The following is a 14,264-nucleotide window of genomic DNA, read 5'->3' on the forward strand; positions in this document are numbered from 1 at the left end:
CGTCAATATATGCCGCCTTGTTCCTGCATGAAGTCGCTGTCGTTCCTTGGCCGCCCGGCCACGGCATTGGCGCGTGCGGCGGCGACTTTTTCCTGCTCCTCGACTTCTTCCTTCCGGATGGTGCGCCGCGGTTCGGATTCGGGCTTGAACGCTTCCCAGATAACGGCCGACTTGGGGTCGTCGCCCGGCCACGCACCATAGACGCGCTTGCCCGATCGCCGGTCGATCCGCACCATGCGGATGCCGTTCGGGGCGATGAACGGCGTTTTCGGCATTTTGGCCAGTATCGGCGCCATCGCCTGTTTCCAGATTGGCGCCGCGATCCGCCCGCCCTGCGCGTAACCGCCAAGGCTGCGCGGATTGTCATAGCCCAGATAGACACCGGCCACGAGATCAGGCGACCCGCCGACGAACCAGACGTTGGTCGGGCCGTTCGTCGTGCCGGTCTTGCCGAACAATGGTCGGTCGAGATCGCGCAGCACCGTCGCGGTGCCCCGCTGGATAACCCCTTCGGTGATGTGGACGATCTGATAGGCCGTCATCGGGTTCATCACCTGCCGCCCTTCGGGCGCAAAGCGCGGCATCGGCTTGCCGTCCCAGTTGGGCATGTTGCAGCCTGCGCAGGCCCGCCAGCGATCGGGCCAGATCACCTTGCCGCGCCGGTCCTGCACATAATCGATCACCCTGGGGCTGAGCGCGCGGCCATGATTGACCAGCATCGCATAGGCATTGGTCATCTTTTCGACCGTCGTATCGCCGGCCCCCAGCGCAAAGGCCAGATAGGGCTGATAGTCGCCGATGCCCATCGCCTTGATGGTTTTCACGACCCGATCCATGCCGGTCTGCGATGCCGCGCGCACGGTCATCAGGTTGCGCGACTGCTCGACGCCCCAGCGCATCGTCTGCGGCCCGGCGCTGCTGCCGGAGAAGTTGCGGAAGCATTTCTGCCCGAGCCGCCCGCCCTGATAGACGCAGAACGGCCCGTCGACGATGATCGAGGCGGGGGTCATCCCGCTGTCCAGCGCGGCGGCATAGACAAACGGCTTGATGGTGGATCCGGGTTGCCGCTGCGCCTGTGTTGCGCGATTATAGGCCGAAAGGCGCGCGTCGAAGCCGCCTTGCATCGCATGGATGCGGCCACTGCGTGTTTCCTCGATCACCATGCCGCCCGACACCTCAGGCACGTTGCGCAAGGCCCAGGCGCTGCCGTTGCGGATCACCGCGATCAAGTCGCCCGGTTTCAGCGCGTTGAACGCCGGGCCGCCGGTCCGGCGATAGGGCATTTGCGCGGCAGCGGCAGGCAGCACGCCCGTTTCCCCGCCGCCAAAGCCGATCTGCGCCGCGCTGCTGTCGCGGCTTATGACGGCCGCGACTTGCCAGCCCTCATAATCGATGCTGACCGGACTGACTGCCATTTCGCGCTGCCAGCCATTTTCGATGTTGATCTTGCCGACCGGACCGGACCAGCCCTTGCCCGCATCATAGCGTTGCAGCCCCGCGCGCAATGCGGCGCTGGCCAGCCGCTGCATTTCGGGGTCCATCGGGGTGCGGACCCACAGGCCACCGGCGTAGACGCTGTTGGGGCCATCCTGCGCCTTTTCACCAAACTTCTGGATCAGGCGGCGGCGCACTTCCTCGATATAATAGCCACCCGCGCTGCCATAAGGCGAACCCCGCTGCGCGACGGTGCCCAGCGGCGTCGCGATCGCGGTGCGATACTGCGCGTCGTCGATGAAGCCGTTGCGGCGCATCTCGCCCAGCGCCCAGTTGCGTCGCTCGATCGCGCGGGCAAGGCCCGTTGCGCTTTCGGGGCGGTAATTGGCGGGGCCTTTGGGCAGGATGGCGAGATAGGCCATTTCGGGCAAGGCCAGCTGCGCCACATCCTTGTCGAAATAGGCGCGCGCCGCCGCCTGGACGCCATAAGCGTTGCGGCCCAGAAAAATCTGGTTGAGGTACAGTTCCAGAATCTGCGGTTTCGTCAGCACATTTTCCATGCGCCAGGCGAGGATCATTTCCTTCACTTTGCGCGTGGGCGAATATTCGTCGCCGATCAGCAGGTTCTTGGCGACCTGCTGCGTGATCGTCGATCCGCCGCGCGCCCGCTGACCGGAGCCGAGCTTGCTGACATAATCGACCACCGCGCCCGCAAAGCCGGGGAAATCGACACCATGATGCGAAAAGAACGTCTTGTCCTCCGCCGCCAGATAGGCCTTGACCAGCAACGGCGGATAATCGGCATATTGCAACTGCACCCGTCGCTCGCGCGCATAGCTGTGGATCGGCTTGCCATCGATGTCGCGCACGATGGTGGGCAGCGGCGGCTCATATTCCAGCAGGGTTGCCGCGTCGGGCAGACCGCGCGCGAAAATCAGCCAGAACAGCGCGACCGCGAGGACCAGCGCGCCACATGCGTAGGTGGCTAGGCGGAACCAGCGGCTATGCCAGCGGTCTCTTATGACTGCCTTCAGGCGCGCCCATGCGCCGCCTGCATCCCTGCGCAGACGATAGCGGAAATTGTCGGTATCCGGGGGGGTAGGGGCGGCCTCATCCATCGCACAGAGGCTTTAGGGTCCAAAGCGGGGCAGGACAAGTGTGCCTGCGTCGGGCATCGGCCGATGAGGCTCAGGGTGTCGCCAGCCTGCGCGCGAAATAGACTTCAATGCCCCGGGCGACGCCGTCGGCAATTTTTATGCGCCCGGCGCGCGATGCCATGAATGCCGCGTCGCGGGCATTGCTGATATAGCCGGTCTCGAAAAGAACCGATGGCGTATCGGGGGCCTTGAGCACGATCAGCGAGGCAAAGCGGTGGGCGGCGGTGCGGAACGTCAGGAAGGGTGCCGCCTCGCGCTGGAGCACACGCGCGAAATCGGACGACTGGCCCATCGTCTCGCGGCGCGTCAGGTCTATGAGGATCGAGGATATGTCCGCATCCTGCCCGCCAAGGTTGACGCCGTTGATGATGTCTGCCTTGTTCTCGCGCGCCGCCAGCCGTGCGGCTTCCCGGTCCGACGCGGTTTCGGACAATGTGTAGATGGTGGCCCCCTGGGCGTCCCTGTTGTCGGCGGCGTCGGCGTGGATCGACAGGAAAAGGTCGGCGCTCAGCCGCCTGGCGATGCCATAGCGTTCCTGTAGCACGAGGAAGCGGTCATCCTCCCGCGTCAGCGCCACGCGTACGCGTCCTCCGGCAACCAGCCGATCACGGATCGCCTTGGCGATCGCCAGCGTCAGATCCTTTTCCTTCGCGCCATTGTCGGGATTGCTCGCCCCCGGATCATGCCCGCCGTGGCCCGCATCGATCACCACCAGCGGGCGTGAACCGTCGCGCGGTCCGTCGACGCGTGGCAAGGCGATGCCGCTTGCGGCGGGCGGGATCGGCACGGTGATGCTGTGCATGCGGCGCGGCGGGCGAGCGGCCCAAGCGACTGGCCCGGCGCTTTGCCGGGCGGCCGCGATCTCCGCCGACCCCGCTGCATCGGGCAGCAAGCGCGACAGCGCGACGCCAAGGGCCAGGGCAGCGATCATGCCCGTGCTTCTGCCCTTGGCTGCGGGCTGGCGTCCAGCCTAAAATGCGCAGGGGCTTAACGATCTGTTTACCATGTCGGGCGCAGACCCGATCGGAGGGAAGTCTTGCGTCCGTAACAAAAAAGTTGGGCGCGCCGTTGCTCGAACGGCGCTTGGCTGCTACCCCTCTCGCGTTCCGTGAAGTCCGCCACGCTGCGGCATACGCCCGGAACATGTACGTATCGCCACCCATGGTGAAGGCGATCCAACAGGTTGACGCTGCATGAGGCATTTTTCCCCGTCCCAGAACAGGCCCGACAAGGGCCTTGGGGCGTGGGCGGCTCTCGCCCGGCCCGGACACTTTACCGGCCCTGCCGTTGCAGCAGACACGCATGACCACCATCACAACCGGACGCTGCCCCGGCAGGCGCAGGGTTGGCCTGTGCCACCCGCCATGCGCATCGCCAGGCCGTCCCCCTTATTTGGCGTGGCCGCCCGGCCCCCGGCCGCTGGCCCCCACGCCCGGAGTATAATGCATGACATTGCGTATGATGATAGACGCGCGCCACCGGGAGGAAACCCGGGTCGCCGTCGTAAAGGGAAACCGGATCGAGGAGTTTGATTTCGAGTCCGCAGAGCACAAGCAGCTCAAGGGCAATATCTATCTCGCCAAGGTTACACGGGTAGAACCTTCGTTACAGGCGGCATTTGTCGACTATGGCGGCAATCGCCACGGCTTTCTCGCCTTTTCGGAAATCCATCCCGATTATTACCAGATTCCCAAGGAAGACCGTGAGGCTCTGCTGCGTGAGGAGCGCGAGCATGCCGCCGAGGAAGCCGCGCTGCGCGCCGAAGAGGATGATGCGGCGGCCTTGTCCGGCGATGTCGAGGAAATCGATGCGCCGCACGAGCGCGATGACGCGCATCATGACGATGAGGAAGCGGACGTCGGCGACGAAGGTGCCGAGAAACCCCGCGGCGACAATCGCCGCAAGGGTGGCGGTGACGATGCCGCGGACGAACTGCGCCGCAAGCGCATGGCCCTGCGTCGTCGCTACAAGATTCAGGACGTCATCCGCCGCCGTCAGGTGCTGCTGGTGCAGGTCGTCAAGGAAGAACGCGGCAACAAGGGCGCGGCGCTCACCACCTATCTCAGCCTTGCCGGCCGCTATTGCGTCCTCATGCCCAACACCTCGCACGGTGGCGGCATCAGCCGGAAGATCAGCAACGCGGCGGATCGCAAGCGGCTGAAGTCGATCATTGCGGAAATGAAGCTGCCCTCCACCATGGGCTGTATCGTGCGGACGGCGGGCCTGGCCCGCACCAAACCGGAAATCCGCCGCGATTTCGACTATCTTGCCCGCCTGTGGGACGAAATCCGGGAAAACACGCTGAAAGCCGCGGCCCCGGCGCTCATCCATAACGATAGCGACCTCATCAAGCGGGCGATCCGCGATATCTACAACAAGGATATCGAGGAAGTGATCGTCGAGGGCGAGGAAGGCTATCGCGCGGCGAAGGACTTCATGAAGCTTCTGATGCCCAGCCACGCGCGTCGGGTAAAGCCCTATGCCGATACCGTGTCGCTGTTTCAGCGTTTCGGCGTCGAGGATCAGCTGGCGGCGATGTACAATCCGGTCGTCCAGCTGAAATCGGGCGGCTATCTGGTCATCAACCCGACCGAGGCGCTGGTGTCGATCGACATCAACTCGGGCCGCTCCACCCGCGAACATGGGATCGAACAGACTGCCGTCGCCACCAATCTGGAAGCGGCGCGGGAAATCGCGCGCCAGCTTCGTCTGCGCGATATGGCGGGTCTCGTCGTGATCGACTTCATCGACATGGAAGTGAACAGCAATGTTCGCAAGGTCGAAAAGGCGATGAAGGAAGCGTTGAAGGACGATCGCGCGCGCATCCAGGTCGGCCGCATTTCCGGCTTCGGCCTCATGGAAATGAGCCGTCAACGGCTGCGCACCGGCGTCCTTGAAGCCTCGACGCGCGAATGCCCGCATTGCGAAGGCACCGGCCTTGTCCGCACGGCATCGTCGGCGGGTCTCAGCGCGCTGCGCATGCTGGAGGAAGAGGCGGCGCGGGGCCGCGGCACCTTCATCACCTTGCGGGCCAGCCAGGAGGCGGCCTTCTACGTCCTCAACAACAAGCGTCGCGAACTGGACGAGATCGAGAACCGCTATGGCGTGTCGATCCAGATCCTGCCCGACGGCGAAGTCGAGGGCGCGCGCATGTCGGTGGAAGCCGCCGGGCCGAAGCCCGATCGCGTCGTCACCTTCGCGCCCATCGTCGAGGATGAGGACGATGATTTCATCGAGGAAGAGGACGAACTGGAAGACGCCGAAGCCGACGCCGAAGAGGCCGAGGATCGCGCGCCGCGCGCGCCTCGGGAACCGCGCGAGGCACGGGCGGGTGAGGAAGGCGAAGGCGGGCGTCGTCGCCGTCGCCGCCGCCGTCGTCGCGGCGGGCGTCGTGACGAGGAAGGCGTAGAAGGCGAAGCGCGTTCCGACGGAAACGGCGAAGCTGCCGAGGCATCCGATGGAATGGACAGCGAAGCCGAATCCGAGGCCGATGCGGGCAACGAAGCGCCCGCCGCCGAAGGCAGCGAGGAGCAGGCCGAGCAGCGCCGTCGCGGGCGCCGTGGTCGCCGTGGCGGTCGCCGTCGTCGCGGCGAAACGGGCGATGGTGCAGAGGGTCAGGCTGGTGACGGTCCGGCTGGTGCGGATGACGCGTCAGACGCGACGCGTGCGAATGCCGATCTGGCCGTCGAACCGGCAGAAGCCGATGCCGCCCCGGTCGCAGAAGGCGAACCGGCTGGCGATGCAGAGGTTGCGCCCAAGACACGCCGTCGTCCCCGCGCACGAAAGGCCGATGCGGTGATCGCTGAAGATGCCCCTGTCCTTGCGCCAGAGCCGGAGGTGATCGCCGACGCGCCGAAGCCCAAGCGGACCCGCAAGAAAAAGGCGGATGCTGCGGACGATGCGCCTGCGGTGGCCACGCCGGCCGCTGTGGAAGCCGAGGAGACCTCAGTCAAGCCCAAGCGCACCCGGCGCAAGGCGGCTGCGGCGGCGGTAGAACCTTCGGTCGAATCGAACGCTGAATCCGCTAAAGAGCCGGAAGCAGCCGACGTGGTCGCTGAAGCGCCGCAATCGCTGGAACCGATAGTGCAGTCCGTTTCGCCGGACGTGGCACAGGCAACGGCCGATGACGGTGCGACCGAGGCCGACGGGTCGCCCCGGCGCGGCTGGTGGCAGCGCACGTTCGGCAACTGATCGTCGATCCCATTGTGCAGGAAAAGGCCCCTTTCCGGTCGGGACGGGGCCTTTTTCTTTGTGTATGCCGGTCGCATGGTGCGCAGTCCGGGCATTGAACCGGGCACCGACTTCCCCCATAGCAGGGGCATGGCCTGTCCCCCCGCCATTGCCACGCTCACACGTCTGCTGGTTGCGCTGTCGCTGTCCTTCGCGCTGCTCGTGCGCCCGGCGATCGCGCAGCAGATATTGCGCGATGCGGAGACCGAGGCGCTGTTCAACGACATTTCCGCGCCGATCGTCAACGCGGCGAAGATGGATCCGCGCAATGTGCAGGTGCTGCTGATCAACGACAAGGAAATCAACGCCTTCGTTGCAGGCGGCCAGTATATCTGGATGCACAGCGGCCTCATCACCGCGGCCGACAACGTCAACCAGGTGCAGGGCGTGATCGCGCATGAATTGGGCCATATCGAAGGCGGCCACATCATCCGGTCGAGCGAGGGGATGAAGACCGCCACCGGCATCACGCTGCTCAGCCTCGTCCTCGGTGCCGCGGCGATCGCGGCGGGCGGCGGCGAAGCGGGAATGGGCATCATGGCTGCGGGGCAGCAGGCGGCGATGGGCAAATATCTTGCATTTTCGCGCAATCAGGAAAGCTCGGCCGACCTTGCCGGCGCGCGCTATCTGAGCGGTGCGGGGATCAGCGGTCGCGGGAGCCTTGAGTTCTTCAAGAAGTTGCAGAATCAGGAATATCGCCTCGCGATCCCGCAGGACGACAGCTACGGGCGGACGCATCCGCTTTCGGGGGAACGTATTGCGGTCCTGACCGACGTGTACGAAAAAGACCCCGCCTGGACGAAACCGGTCGACAGCCTGCTCACGCAGAAGTTCGCGCGCGTGAAGGCAAAGCTCACCGGGTTCGTGTCCGATCCTGCGCAAACCTTGCAGACCTATCCCGAGCGCGACCAGTCGATCCCGGCGCATTATGCGCGCGCCTACGCCTGGCACAAGAGCGCCTATCCGGACAAGGCACTTCAGGAGGTCGACGCCTTGCTGGCGGCCGAGCCGGACGACCCCTATTTTCTGGAGCTGAAAGGGCAGGTGCTGCTGGAAAGCGGTCGCCCGGTCGATGCCATCGCGCCGCTGCGCACGGCCGTCGCAAAGTCCGGCAATCAGCCGCTGATCGCCGCGCTGCTCGGCCATGCGCTCATCGCCAGTGAGGACAGCCGCAATTTCGATGAGGCCGAACGGGTGCTCCGCAACGCGGTGGCGCGTGATCGGGAAAATCCCTTTGCCTGGTATCAACTCGGCGTCGTCTATCAGCAGCGTGGCGACATTCCCCGCGCGGCGCTGGCCACGGCGGAACGCTATGCGATGCAGGGGCAGGATGCGCTGGCGTTGCGCAGCGCCGATGCGGCGATGCAGGGGCTGAAGGAAGGCACCACCGACTGGCTGCGCGCGCAGGATATCGCGATGGTTTCCCGCGCCGCCATTGAGGGGCAGGGCAGAAAAAGACGATGACCGATCAACCGGCCCGCTTCGGCGCGGCCATCCGCAATGGAAAGATACAGATGATGATTGGCGGAATGGCCTTTGTCGCGGCTGCGGCGCTTGGGGCGTTCTTCATGCAGGGCGCGGGGTCTGCCGCACCGGTGGCGACGACCGATCGTGCGGCGATCGAGGCCATCGTGCGCGACTATATCCTCGAACATCCGGAAATCCTGCCGCAGGCGATGGAGCGGCTGCAGGCCAAGCGACTGGGATCGGTGATCGACCAGAACCGCGCGGGTATCGAGACGCCCTTCGCGGGCGCATGGGAAGGGGCGGCAAAGGGCGATGTCGTGCTGGTCGAGTTCTTCGACTATGCCTGCGGCTATTGCCGCAAGACCTTGCCGGAACTGGCGCGGTTGCTGGCGGAGGACAAGGGCCTGAAAATCGTCTATCGCGAATTGCCCATCCTCTCCGACCAGAGCGCAGACGCGGCGAAGGTATCTTTGCTGGCCGCGGAAAAAGGGCAGTATATGCGCTTTCACCGGGCCCTTTATGACGCGGGCAAGGTGACGCGGGACAGCATCTTCGCCGCCGCTGCACAGGTTGGGATCGACCGCAAGGCTGCCGAGGCGGCCATGGTGTCGGAGAAATACGGCGCCGAAGTCGATCGCAACATCAGCCTCGCCCAGACCTTGCAGGCGACCGGCACCCCCACCTTCGTCGTCGGCGATCAGGTGCTGAACGGCGCTGTCGGTTTCGACGCGCTTAAATCCGCGATCGCCGCCGCGCGGGGAAAATAAGGGGGGCGCGGCCAAGCGACCGGGCGTTTAACCCTCCGAAGGGGCCGTCGCTGGACCCTTGAACCCCTGCGCGACCACATACCATTCGCTCGATCCCTTGCGGCTGGCAGGCGGCTTGGCATGTTTGACGCTGGTGAAATGCTTCTTGAGAACGATCAGCAAATCACGGTCGGTGCCGCCCGCGAAGACCTTCGATACGAACGTCCCGCCGGGTTTCAGCGTCCCGATCGCGAACCAGACGGCTGCTTCCACCAGCCCCATGGTGCGCAGATGGTCGGTCTGGGCATGGCCCACGGTGTTCGCCGCCATGTCCGACAGCACCAGATCGGGGGCATCGCCCAGGGCATCGCGCAGCAGGGCGTCGGCTTTCTCGTCGAGAAAGTCCATCTGGAACAAAGTCACGCCTTCGATCGCATCGGTCGGCAGCAGGTCGATGCCGACCACCTTCGCCTTCGGGGATAATTTGCGCACGACCTGCGCCCAGCCGCCGGGCGCAACGCCCAGATCGACGACATGCCGCGCCTGCCGCACGAAATGAAACTTCTCGTCCAGCTCGATCAGCTTGAACGCCGCCCGGCTGCGCCATCCCTGTGCCCGCGCCTTGTGCACATAGGGGTCGTTGAGTTGCCGCTCCAGCCAGCGCGTCGACTGGGCGGTGCGCTTCTTTGCGGTCTTGACGCGGATATGGCCGACGCCGGTGCCTCTGGTCATGACGCTGTCTTTCCGGGCAGGCCGCCGCTGTCGCGGTCCATCAGGCCGCGCAATATGCCTTCGCGAATGCCGCGGTCGGCAACGCCCAGCCGTTCAGCAGGCCAGATGTCGAGAATGCTTTCCAGAATCGCGCAGCCCGCCACCACCAGATCGGCCCGTTCGGTGCCGATGCAGGGCAGCAGCCGCCGGTCGGCGATCCCCATGCCCGCCAGCCGTGCCGATATCGCCCGCATGGAAGCGGACGGAACGATCAGCCCGTCGATCGCGGCGCGATCATAGCGCGGCAATTCGAGATGCAGGCTGGCCAGCGTGGTAACGGTGCCCGATGTGCCCAGCAAGCGCACCGATCCCGCAGGGCGGGGCAGACGCGTGGCAAAGTCGGCAAAGGCGTCGCGCACCAGCCCGCGCATCCGCGCATAGGCGTTGGCGCGCGCCGCCGGATCGTCGCTGTCCCCCGTTTCGGATTCGGTCAGGGACACCACGCCCCAGGGCGCGCTTTGCCAGTCCAATATGCGTGGCGCGGGGCCTTCGGTATCGACCAGCACCAGTTCGGTCGATCCGCCGCCGATGTCGAAGATCAGGGCCGGGCCTTCGCCTGGTTCCAGCAGCGCATGGCAGCCGAGCACCGCCAGCCGCGCCTCCTCCTCCGCCGAAATGATGTCGAGCGCGATCCCTGTCTCGCGATAGACTCGCTCGATGAACGCAGGGCCGTTGCTGGCCCGCCGACAGGCTTCGGTCGCGACGGAACGCGCCAGCGTGACATGGCGTCGCCGCAGCTTGTCGGCGCAGATGGCGAGCGCCGCGATCGCCCGCTCGATGGCGGCGTCGCTGATCCGGCCGCTGGCGGCAAGCCCTTCGCCCAGCCGCACGATCCGCGAAAAGGCATCGACGACGATGAAGCCGTCGGCGGATGGCTTGGCGATCAGCAGGCGACAATTGTTGGTGCCAAGATCGATCGCGGCATAGCTTTTGCGGCTGGGCCAGCGGCTGCCTGCCGACACCCGCAAGGCTGCACCGTTGACGGGCGTGCCGGACGGTGCGGCGGTCGCCGACGGGCCGGGACGGTGCGAAGCCGCAGGCGCGCCATCGCCCCACTGGCCAGGGCTTGGCGGATGCTGCGGCGATGGGCGGCTGTGCTGCGCCATGGCCGGATACTCACTCTTATGTTTTCCGTGCGCCGCGACAGGCACCGGTACTTGCCATCAAGAGTAGGGGCAGAACCGCAAAAGCGCAAGTTTGGGTGCCTGGCGGCAGGCCGGGGCGGCAGGCCATTGACAGCGATAGGTCACCTGCCTATTTGCGCGTCTCCGTTCCCAGGGCAATGCTGCCCGCGCGCGACGGCCCGATGCCCCGTCGTCTAATGGTAAGACAGCGGATTCTGACTCCGCCAATCGTGGTTCGAATCCACGCGGGGCATCCAGATTTTCGGATATTCTCTCCTGTCTTGCGGCATGGCTGTGCTATGCGGGCGCGGAAGATATCAAGGGAAATGCCGGACCATGGCCGCTCTTACATCCGTTGCAATGGCCGCTGCGGCCTTTGTCGGCACGCATTTCCTGCTGTCTCACCCCTTGCGCCGTCCGCTGGTGACGCGGCTGGGGGAGCAGGGGTTCATGGGCGTCTACACGGTGGTGGCGCTGGGCACGATGGCCTGGATGGTCCATGCCTACAGCGCCGCGCCCGCAACAGTGCCCTTATGGGATGTCGGCCATGGCCTGTGGGTGCTGGTCACCGTTATCATGTGGCTGGCGAGTGTGCTGCTGATCGGGTCGCTGTTCCGCAATCCCGCCTTCCCCGATCCGCGCGTCGGGCAGGCGCCGCCGCCCCATCCCGCAGGCGTATTCGCGATCACCCGCCATCCGATGATGTGGAGCTTCGCCTTGTGGGCAATCGCGCATATGCTGGTGTTTCCTCTCGCCGCCAATCTCGTCGTCACCGCGGCCATTCTCGTGCTGGCGCTGGTCGGGGCTGCTTTGCAGGATCGCAAGAAGGTGCGGACGCTGCCCGGGTTCTGGCCTGAATGGATGCGCAGGACGAGTTTCGTGCCTCTGGCGGCCTTCACCGCCGGGCGGGTTTCGGCGGCCTCGCTCTGGCCCGGTGTCCCGGCTATCGCAGGCGGGACGGCGCTGTGGCTGGCGGCAAGCTGGGCGCATATGCCGCTGGCCGGGGTCGCCGCAGGGATATGGCGCTGGCTCGGCTGACGCTCAGTTACCCTTTCTGCGGATCAGCCCCGCAGCGGCCCACAGCAGCGCCAGCGCCCCGGCGATGATGCCGCCCACGGTCAGCAGTGCCCAGCCTCCGGCCTCGATCAGGCCGGTGAGCAGATCGACGAGGATCAGCGTCAGGTGGATCACGCGACGATCCTGAAGCGGCGCGGACTGTGGCGGGTCAGGACGGCCCCGGCTCTGCAAGGCTCTGGGGCGCGCCCAGTTGCTTGGCTTCCTGATATTTGAGCTCCAGGAAGCGGCTGTGCGTGGCCAGACTGTCCAGATTGCCGGACGCCAGTTGCTGGGTCATCCGGTCGATCTCGCTCTCGATCACCGAAAGGCCTTCGATCAATTGCTTTTCGGGCACGCGGCCATTGCGTTCCTGCCGCCGCATCGGTTCGGGGATAGCCTGATAGCCGGTGACAAGTTCGGGCAGATGATCGGACAGCAGGCGGCGGACTTCCAGCGCTGCCGGCTCCTGCGGATTGAGCGTTGCAAGCTGCGGTGCCAGCGTTTCCAGCTTGACACCGATGCTGTCGACAAGTTGGACCGCCGGGGCGGGTAACGCCTTGCGCTGGTTGTCGAGCCAGATCTCCGTCTGGAGCGGCAGTGCCTTGATGTCGGTTTCGGCCAGCTTTTCGGCCTGCACGCGTTGTTCGCCGCCGGTCAGACCGAACAGCAGCACCGCCGCCAGGATCAGCCCCAGCACGATCATGATGCCGTTCGCGCCCAATGGCAGGAACCAGCCCACTACCGCCGCGCCGATCAGGATGGACAGGATCGCGCCGGAAATGCGCTTTATCTTGCGCATCATCGCCGCATTGCGCCGCTGTCGCGTACGCGCCGACAGGCTGCGATAGCGGTCTGACGTGCGGGTCAGGACAGCATCGGCATCGGCAAGTATCTGGTCGGACCGGCTCATCTGTGAAGCGTCCATAAACCGTTCGCCCTGAGCGAAGTCGAAGGGCGCTGCTGAGCGCAAGCGAAGCAAAGTTCGCTGCGCTCAGCAGAAGGCTTCGACAAGCTCAGCCCGAACGGGAGCAGGGGTGTCATGCCCACTCAAGCCTCGATTGCGCTCAGCAACGGATTGGCCGCGCTGCCACCGCTCGCCTGCGCCTGTGCCTGCCCCTCGGCGCGGGCGATATAGCCTTTCGACTTTTCCACTTCGCTCGACAGCGTGGTCACGGTTGTTTTCATCGATTCCAGTGCCTTGAGCTTGAAGGCGTCGATATTGTCCATCGTGTCGTAAATATTCTGGAAGGCGCGTTGCAGCGTCTCGATCGGGATGGTGCTGGATGCGGCCTGTTCGTGAATCTGCGCGGTCTGGGTCTTGAGTAGTTCGCCGGTGGAATCGATCATGTTTGCGGTCGTGGTGTTGAGCGCGGTGATCTGTTCCAGCACGAGTTTCTGGCCCATCAGCGCCTGCGCCACGGTCACGGCCGTACGCAATGCCGCGACGGTCGTCGTGCTGGCGCGATCGACGCCCTTGACCAGCTCGACATTGTTCTTCTTGACGAGGTCAAGCGCCAGATAGCCTTGCACCGTCACGGCCATCTGCGTCAGCAGATCCTGCGTGCGCTGACGGACGTAGAACAGCGCGCTCTCCCGGATCGCCTTGGCCTTGGCGGGGTCGGTTGCGTCCAGTTCCAGCGCCTTTGATTCCAGCCGCGCGTCCATCGTCTTGCTGATGTGGATCATCTGCTCCAGCTTGCCCATGGTCGCCCACATGTTCTGGCGTTCCACATCGATGGCCGCATTGTCCTTGATCAGCACGTCCTTCCCGCTGGCGAGGCTGCCGAGAATGCCGTTGATGTGGCTCTGCGCGCTTTTGTAGCCGTCGAAATAGTTGCGCAGCTTGTTGCCAAACGGGATGATGCCGAAAAGCTTGCGCGGCGCGGTCAGGTTGCCGCGCTTGCCCGGATCGAGATCCTCGACCGTGCGGCGCAACTCGGCCAGATCGGCACCGACCTGATTGTCCGAATCCATGGCGCGCACGGGCCGGTCCAGAAAGCGGTTGCTGTGGCCCGCCGCCTCCGCAATTTCCTTGCGGCCCATGTTGGTAAGCTGATCGACGCGCATGCCGAATTCGGGACTGTTGGCGTCCTGCGCCACCAGATCCTCGACGAAGGCATCGACCTTTTCTTCCAGCTTCGACTTCTTTTCGGCGTCGATCGGCACCAGGCCGGCCGCCCGTTCGGGTGCCAGTGGCGCAACCGGTTCAGGCGCGGTCAGTGTCAGAGCGGGGTCGATCGTCGCGGTCGCGGTGGAAGCCATGTCATCTCCTCATGGTG

General features: G+C 65.1%; 11 protein-coding genes and 1 tRNA gene. 5 read left to right on the top strand and 7 right to left on the bottom strand.

Annotation, left to right across the window (positions count from 1 at the left end):
* Positions 1-2 precede the first annotated feature (2 nt).
* Both ENE74_RS05150 and ENE74_RS05155 read right to left on the bottom strand, forming a co-directional pair.
* Positions 3-2,552 carry a penicillin-binding protein 1A gene (locus ENE74_RS05150; RefSeq protein ID WP_127689609.1) on the bottom strand — a complete coding sequence of 850 codons (2,550 nt, stop codon included), beginning with the start codon at positions 2,550-2,552 and terminating at the stop codon, positions 3-5.
* A gap of 70 nt (positions 2,553-2,622) precedes the next feature.
* Positions 2,623-3,522, bottom strand: a complete 900-nt coding sequence (locus ENE74_RS05155) for an N-acetylmuramoyl-L-alanine amidase family protein (protein WP_127689610.1) — start codon at positions 3,520-3,522, stop codon at positions 2,623-2,625.
* A gap of 515 nt (positions 3,523-4,037) precedes the next feature.
* On the opposite strand from ENE74_RS05155, the gene ENE74_RS05160 reads away from it, so the two are divergent.
* The 3 genes from ENE74_RS05160 (at position 4,038) to ENE74_RS05170 (ending at position 9,055) form a co-directional block, all read left to right on the top strand.
* Positions 4,038-6,782 carry an Rne/Rng family ribonuclease gene (locus ENE74_RS05160; RefSeq protein WP_241241845.1) on the top strand — a complete coding sequence of 915 codons (2,745 nt, stop codon included), beginning with the start codon at positions 4,038-4,040 and terminating at the stop codon, positions 6,780-6,782.
* 129 nt (positions 6,783-6,911) lie between these two features.
* The gene (locus ENE74_RS05165) at positions 6,912-8,285 is read left to right on the top strand and encodes a M48 family metalloprotease (RefSeq protein WP_127689612.1); all 1,374 of its coding nucleotides are present in this window, start codon (positions 6,912-6,914) and stop codon (positions 8,283-8,285) included.
* Entirely contained in the window at positions 8,282-9,055 is a 774-nt protein-coding gene (locus ENE74_RS05170) for a DsbA family protein (RefSeq protein WP_127689613.1), read from the top strand. Before ENE74_RS05165 ends, ENE74_RS05170 begins: the two co-directional genes overlap by 4 nt.
* 27 nt (positions 9,056-9,082) lie before the next feature.
* On the opposite strand, the gene ENE74_RS05175 is transcribed toward ENE74_RS05170, so the two are convergent.
* Both ENE74_RS05175 and ENE74_RS05180 read right to left on the bottom strand, forming a co-directional pair.
* Positions 9,083-9,766 (bottom strand): RlmE family RNA methyltransferase, encoded by a 684-nt coding sequence (locus ENE74_RS05175; protein WP_127689614.1) that lies wholly within the window; start codon positions 9,764-9,766, stop codon positions 9,083-9,085.
* Complete coding sequence (locus tag ENE74_RS05180; RefSeq protein WP_127689615.1) at positions 9,763-10,911, bottom strand: Ppx/GppA phosphatase family protein; 1,149 nt, start codon at positions 10,909-10,911, stop codon at positions 9,763-9,765. Before ENE74_RS05180 ends, ENE74_RS05175 begins: the two co-directional genes overlap by 4 nt.
* Before the next feature lie 201 nt (positions 10,912-11,112).
* Here ENE74_RS05180 and ENE74_RS05185 point away from each other — a divergent pair.
* Together ENE74_RS05185 and ENE74_RS05190 are read left to right on the top strand one after the other, a co-directional pair.
* Positions 11,113-11,186, top strand: a tRNA-Gln gene (locus ENE74_RS05185).
* A gap of 79 nt (positions 11,187-11,265) precedes the next feature.
* On the top strand, positions 11,266-11,967 hold the full coding sequence (locus tag ENE74_RS05190) for an NnrU family protein (RefSeq protein ID WP_127689616.1): 702 nt from the start codon (positions 11,266-11,268) through the stop codon (positions 11,965-11,967).
* Positions 11,968-11,970: 3 nt separating this feature from the next.
* Here the strand turns inward: ENE74_RS05190 and ENE74_RS18155 are convergent, their stop codons facing one another.
* The 3 genes from ENE74_RS18155 to ENE74_RS05200 all read right to left on the bottom strand — a co-directional run bounded on the left by ENE74_RS18155 (position 11,971) and on the right by ENE74_RS05200 (position 14,247).
* Complete coding sequence (locus ENE74_RS18155; protein ID WP_164847383.1) at positions 11,971-12,120, bottom strand: hypothetical protein; 150 nt, start codon at positions 12,118-12,120, stop codon at positions 11,971-11,973.
* 34 nt (positions 12,121-12,154) lie between these two features.
* Complete coding sequence (locus ENE74_RS05195; protein WP_127690535.1) at positions 12,155-12,895, bottom strand: hypothetical protein; 741 nt, start codon at positions 12,893-12,895, stop codon at positions 12,155-12,157.
* 137 nt (positions 12,896-13,032) lie between these two features.
* Positions 13,033-14,247, bottom strand: coding sequence for a toxic anion resistance protein (locus ENE74_RS05200; RefSeq protein WP_127689617.1), 1,215 nt, complete (start codon positions 14,245-14,247; stop codon positions 13,033-13,035).
* Between the last annotated feature and the right edge of the window lie 17 nt (positions 14,248-14,264).

The sequence above is a fragment of the Sphingobium algorifonticola genome (genome assembly GCF_004005485.1).
GTDB classification, from domain to species: Bacteria; Pseudomonadota; Alphaproteobacteria; order Sphingomonadales; family Sphingomonadaceae; genus Sphingobium; species Sphingobium algorifonticola.

Excerpts from the sequence above, each read along its gene's own strand:
- ENE74_RS05150 (WP_127689609.1), bottom strand. The coding sequence starts at position 2,552 with ATGGATGAGGCCGCCCCTACCCCCCCGGATACCGACAATTTCCGCTAT.
- ENE74_RS05155 (WP_127689610.1), bottom strand. The coding sequence starts at position 3,522 with ATGATCGCTGCCCTGGCCCTTGGCGTCGCGCTGTCGCGCTTGCTGCCC.
- ENE74_RS05160 (WP_241241845.1), top strand. The coding sequence starts at position 4,038 with ATGACATTGCGTATGATGATAGACGCGCGCCACCGGGAGGAAACCCGG.
- ENE74_RS05165 (WP_127689612.1), top strand. The coding sequence starts at position 6,912 with ATGGCCTGTCCCCCCGCCATTGCCACGCTCACACGTCTGCTGGTTGCG.
- ENE74_RS05170 (WP_127689613.1), top strand. The coding sequence starts at position 8,282 with ATGACCGATCAACCGGCCCGCTTCGGCGCGGCCATCCGCAATGGAAAG.
- ENE74_RS05175 (WP_127689614.1), bottom strand. The coding sequence starts at position 9,766 with ATGACCAGAGGCACCGGCGTCGGCCATATCCGCGTCAAGACCGCAAAG.
- ENE74_RS05180 (WP_127689615.1), bottom strand. The coding sequence starts at position 10,911 with ATGGCGCAGCACAGCCGCCCATCGCCGCAGCATCCGCCAAGCCCTGGC.
- ENE74_RS05190 (WP_127689616.1), top strand. The coding sequence starts at position 11,266 with ATGGCCGCTCTTACATCCGTTGCAATGGCCGCTGCGGCCTTTGTCGGC.
- ENE74_RS05195 (WP_127690535.1), bottom strand. The coding sequence starts at position 12,895 with ATGAGCCGGTCCGACCAGATACTTGCCGATGCCGATGCTGTCCTGACC.
- ENE74_RS05200 (WP_127689617.1), bottom strand. The coding sequence starts at position 14,247 with ATGGCTTCCACCGCGACCGCGACGATCGACCCCGCTCTGACACTGACC.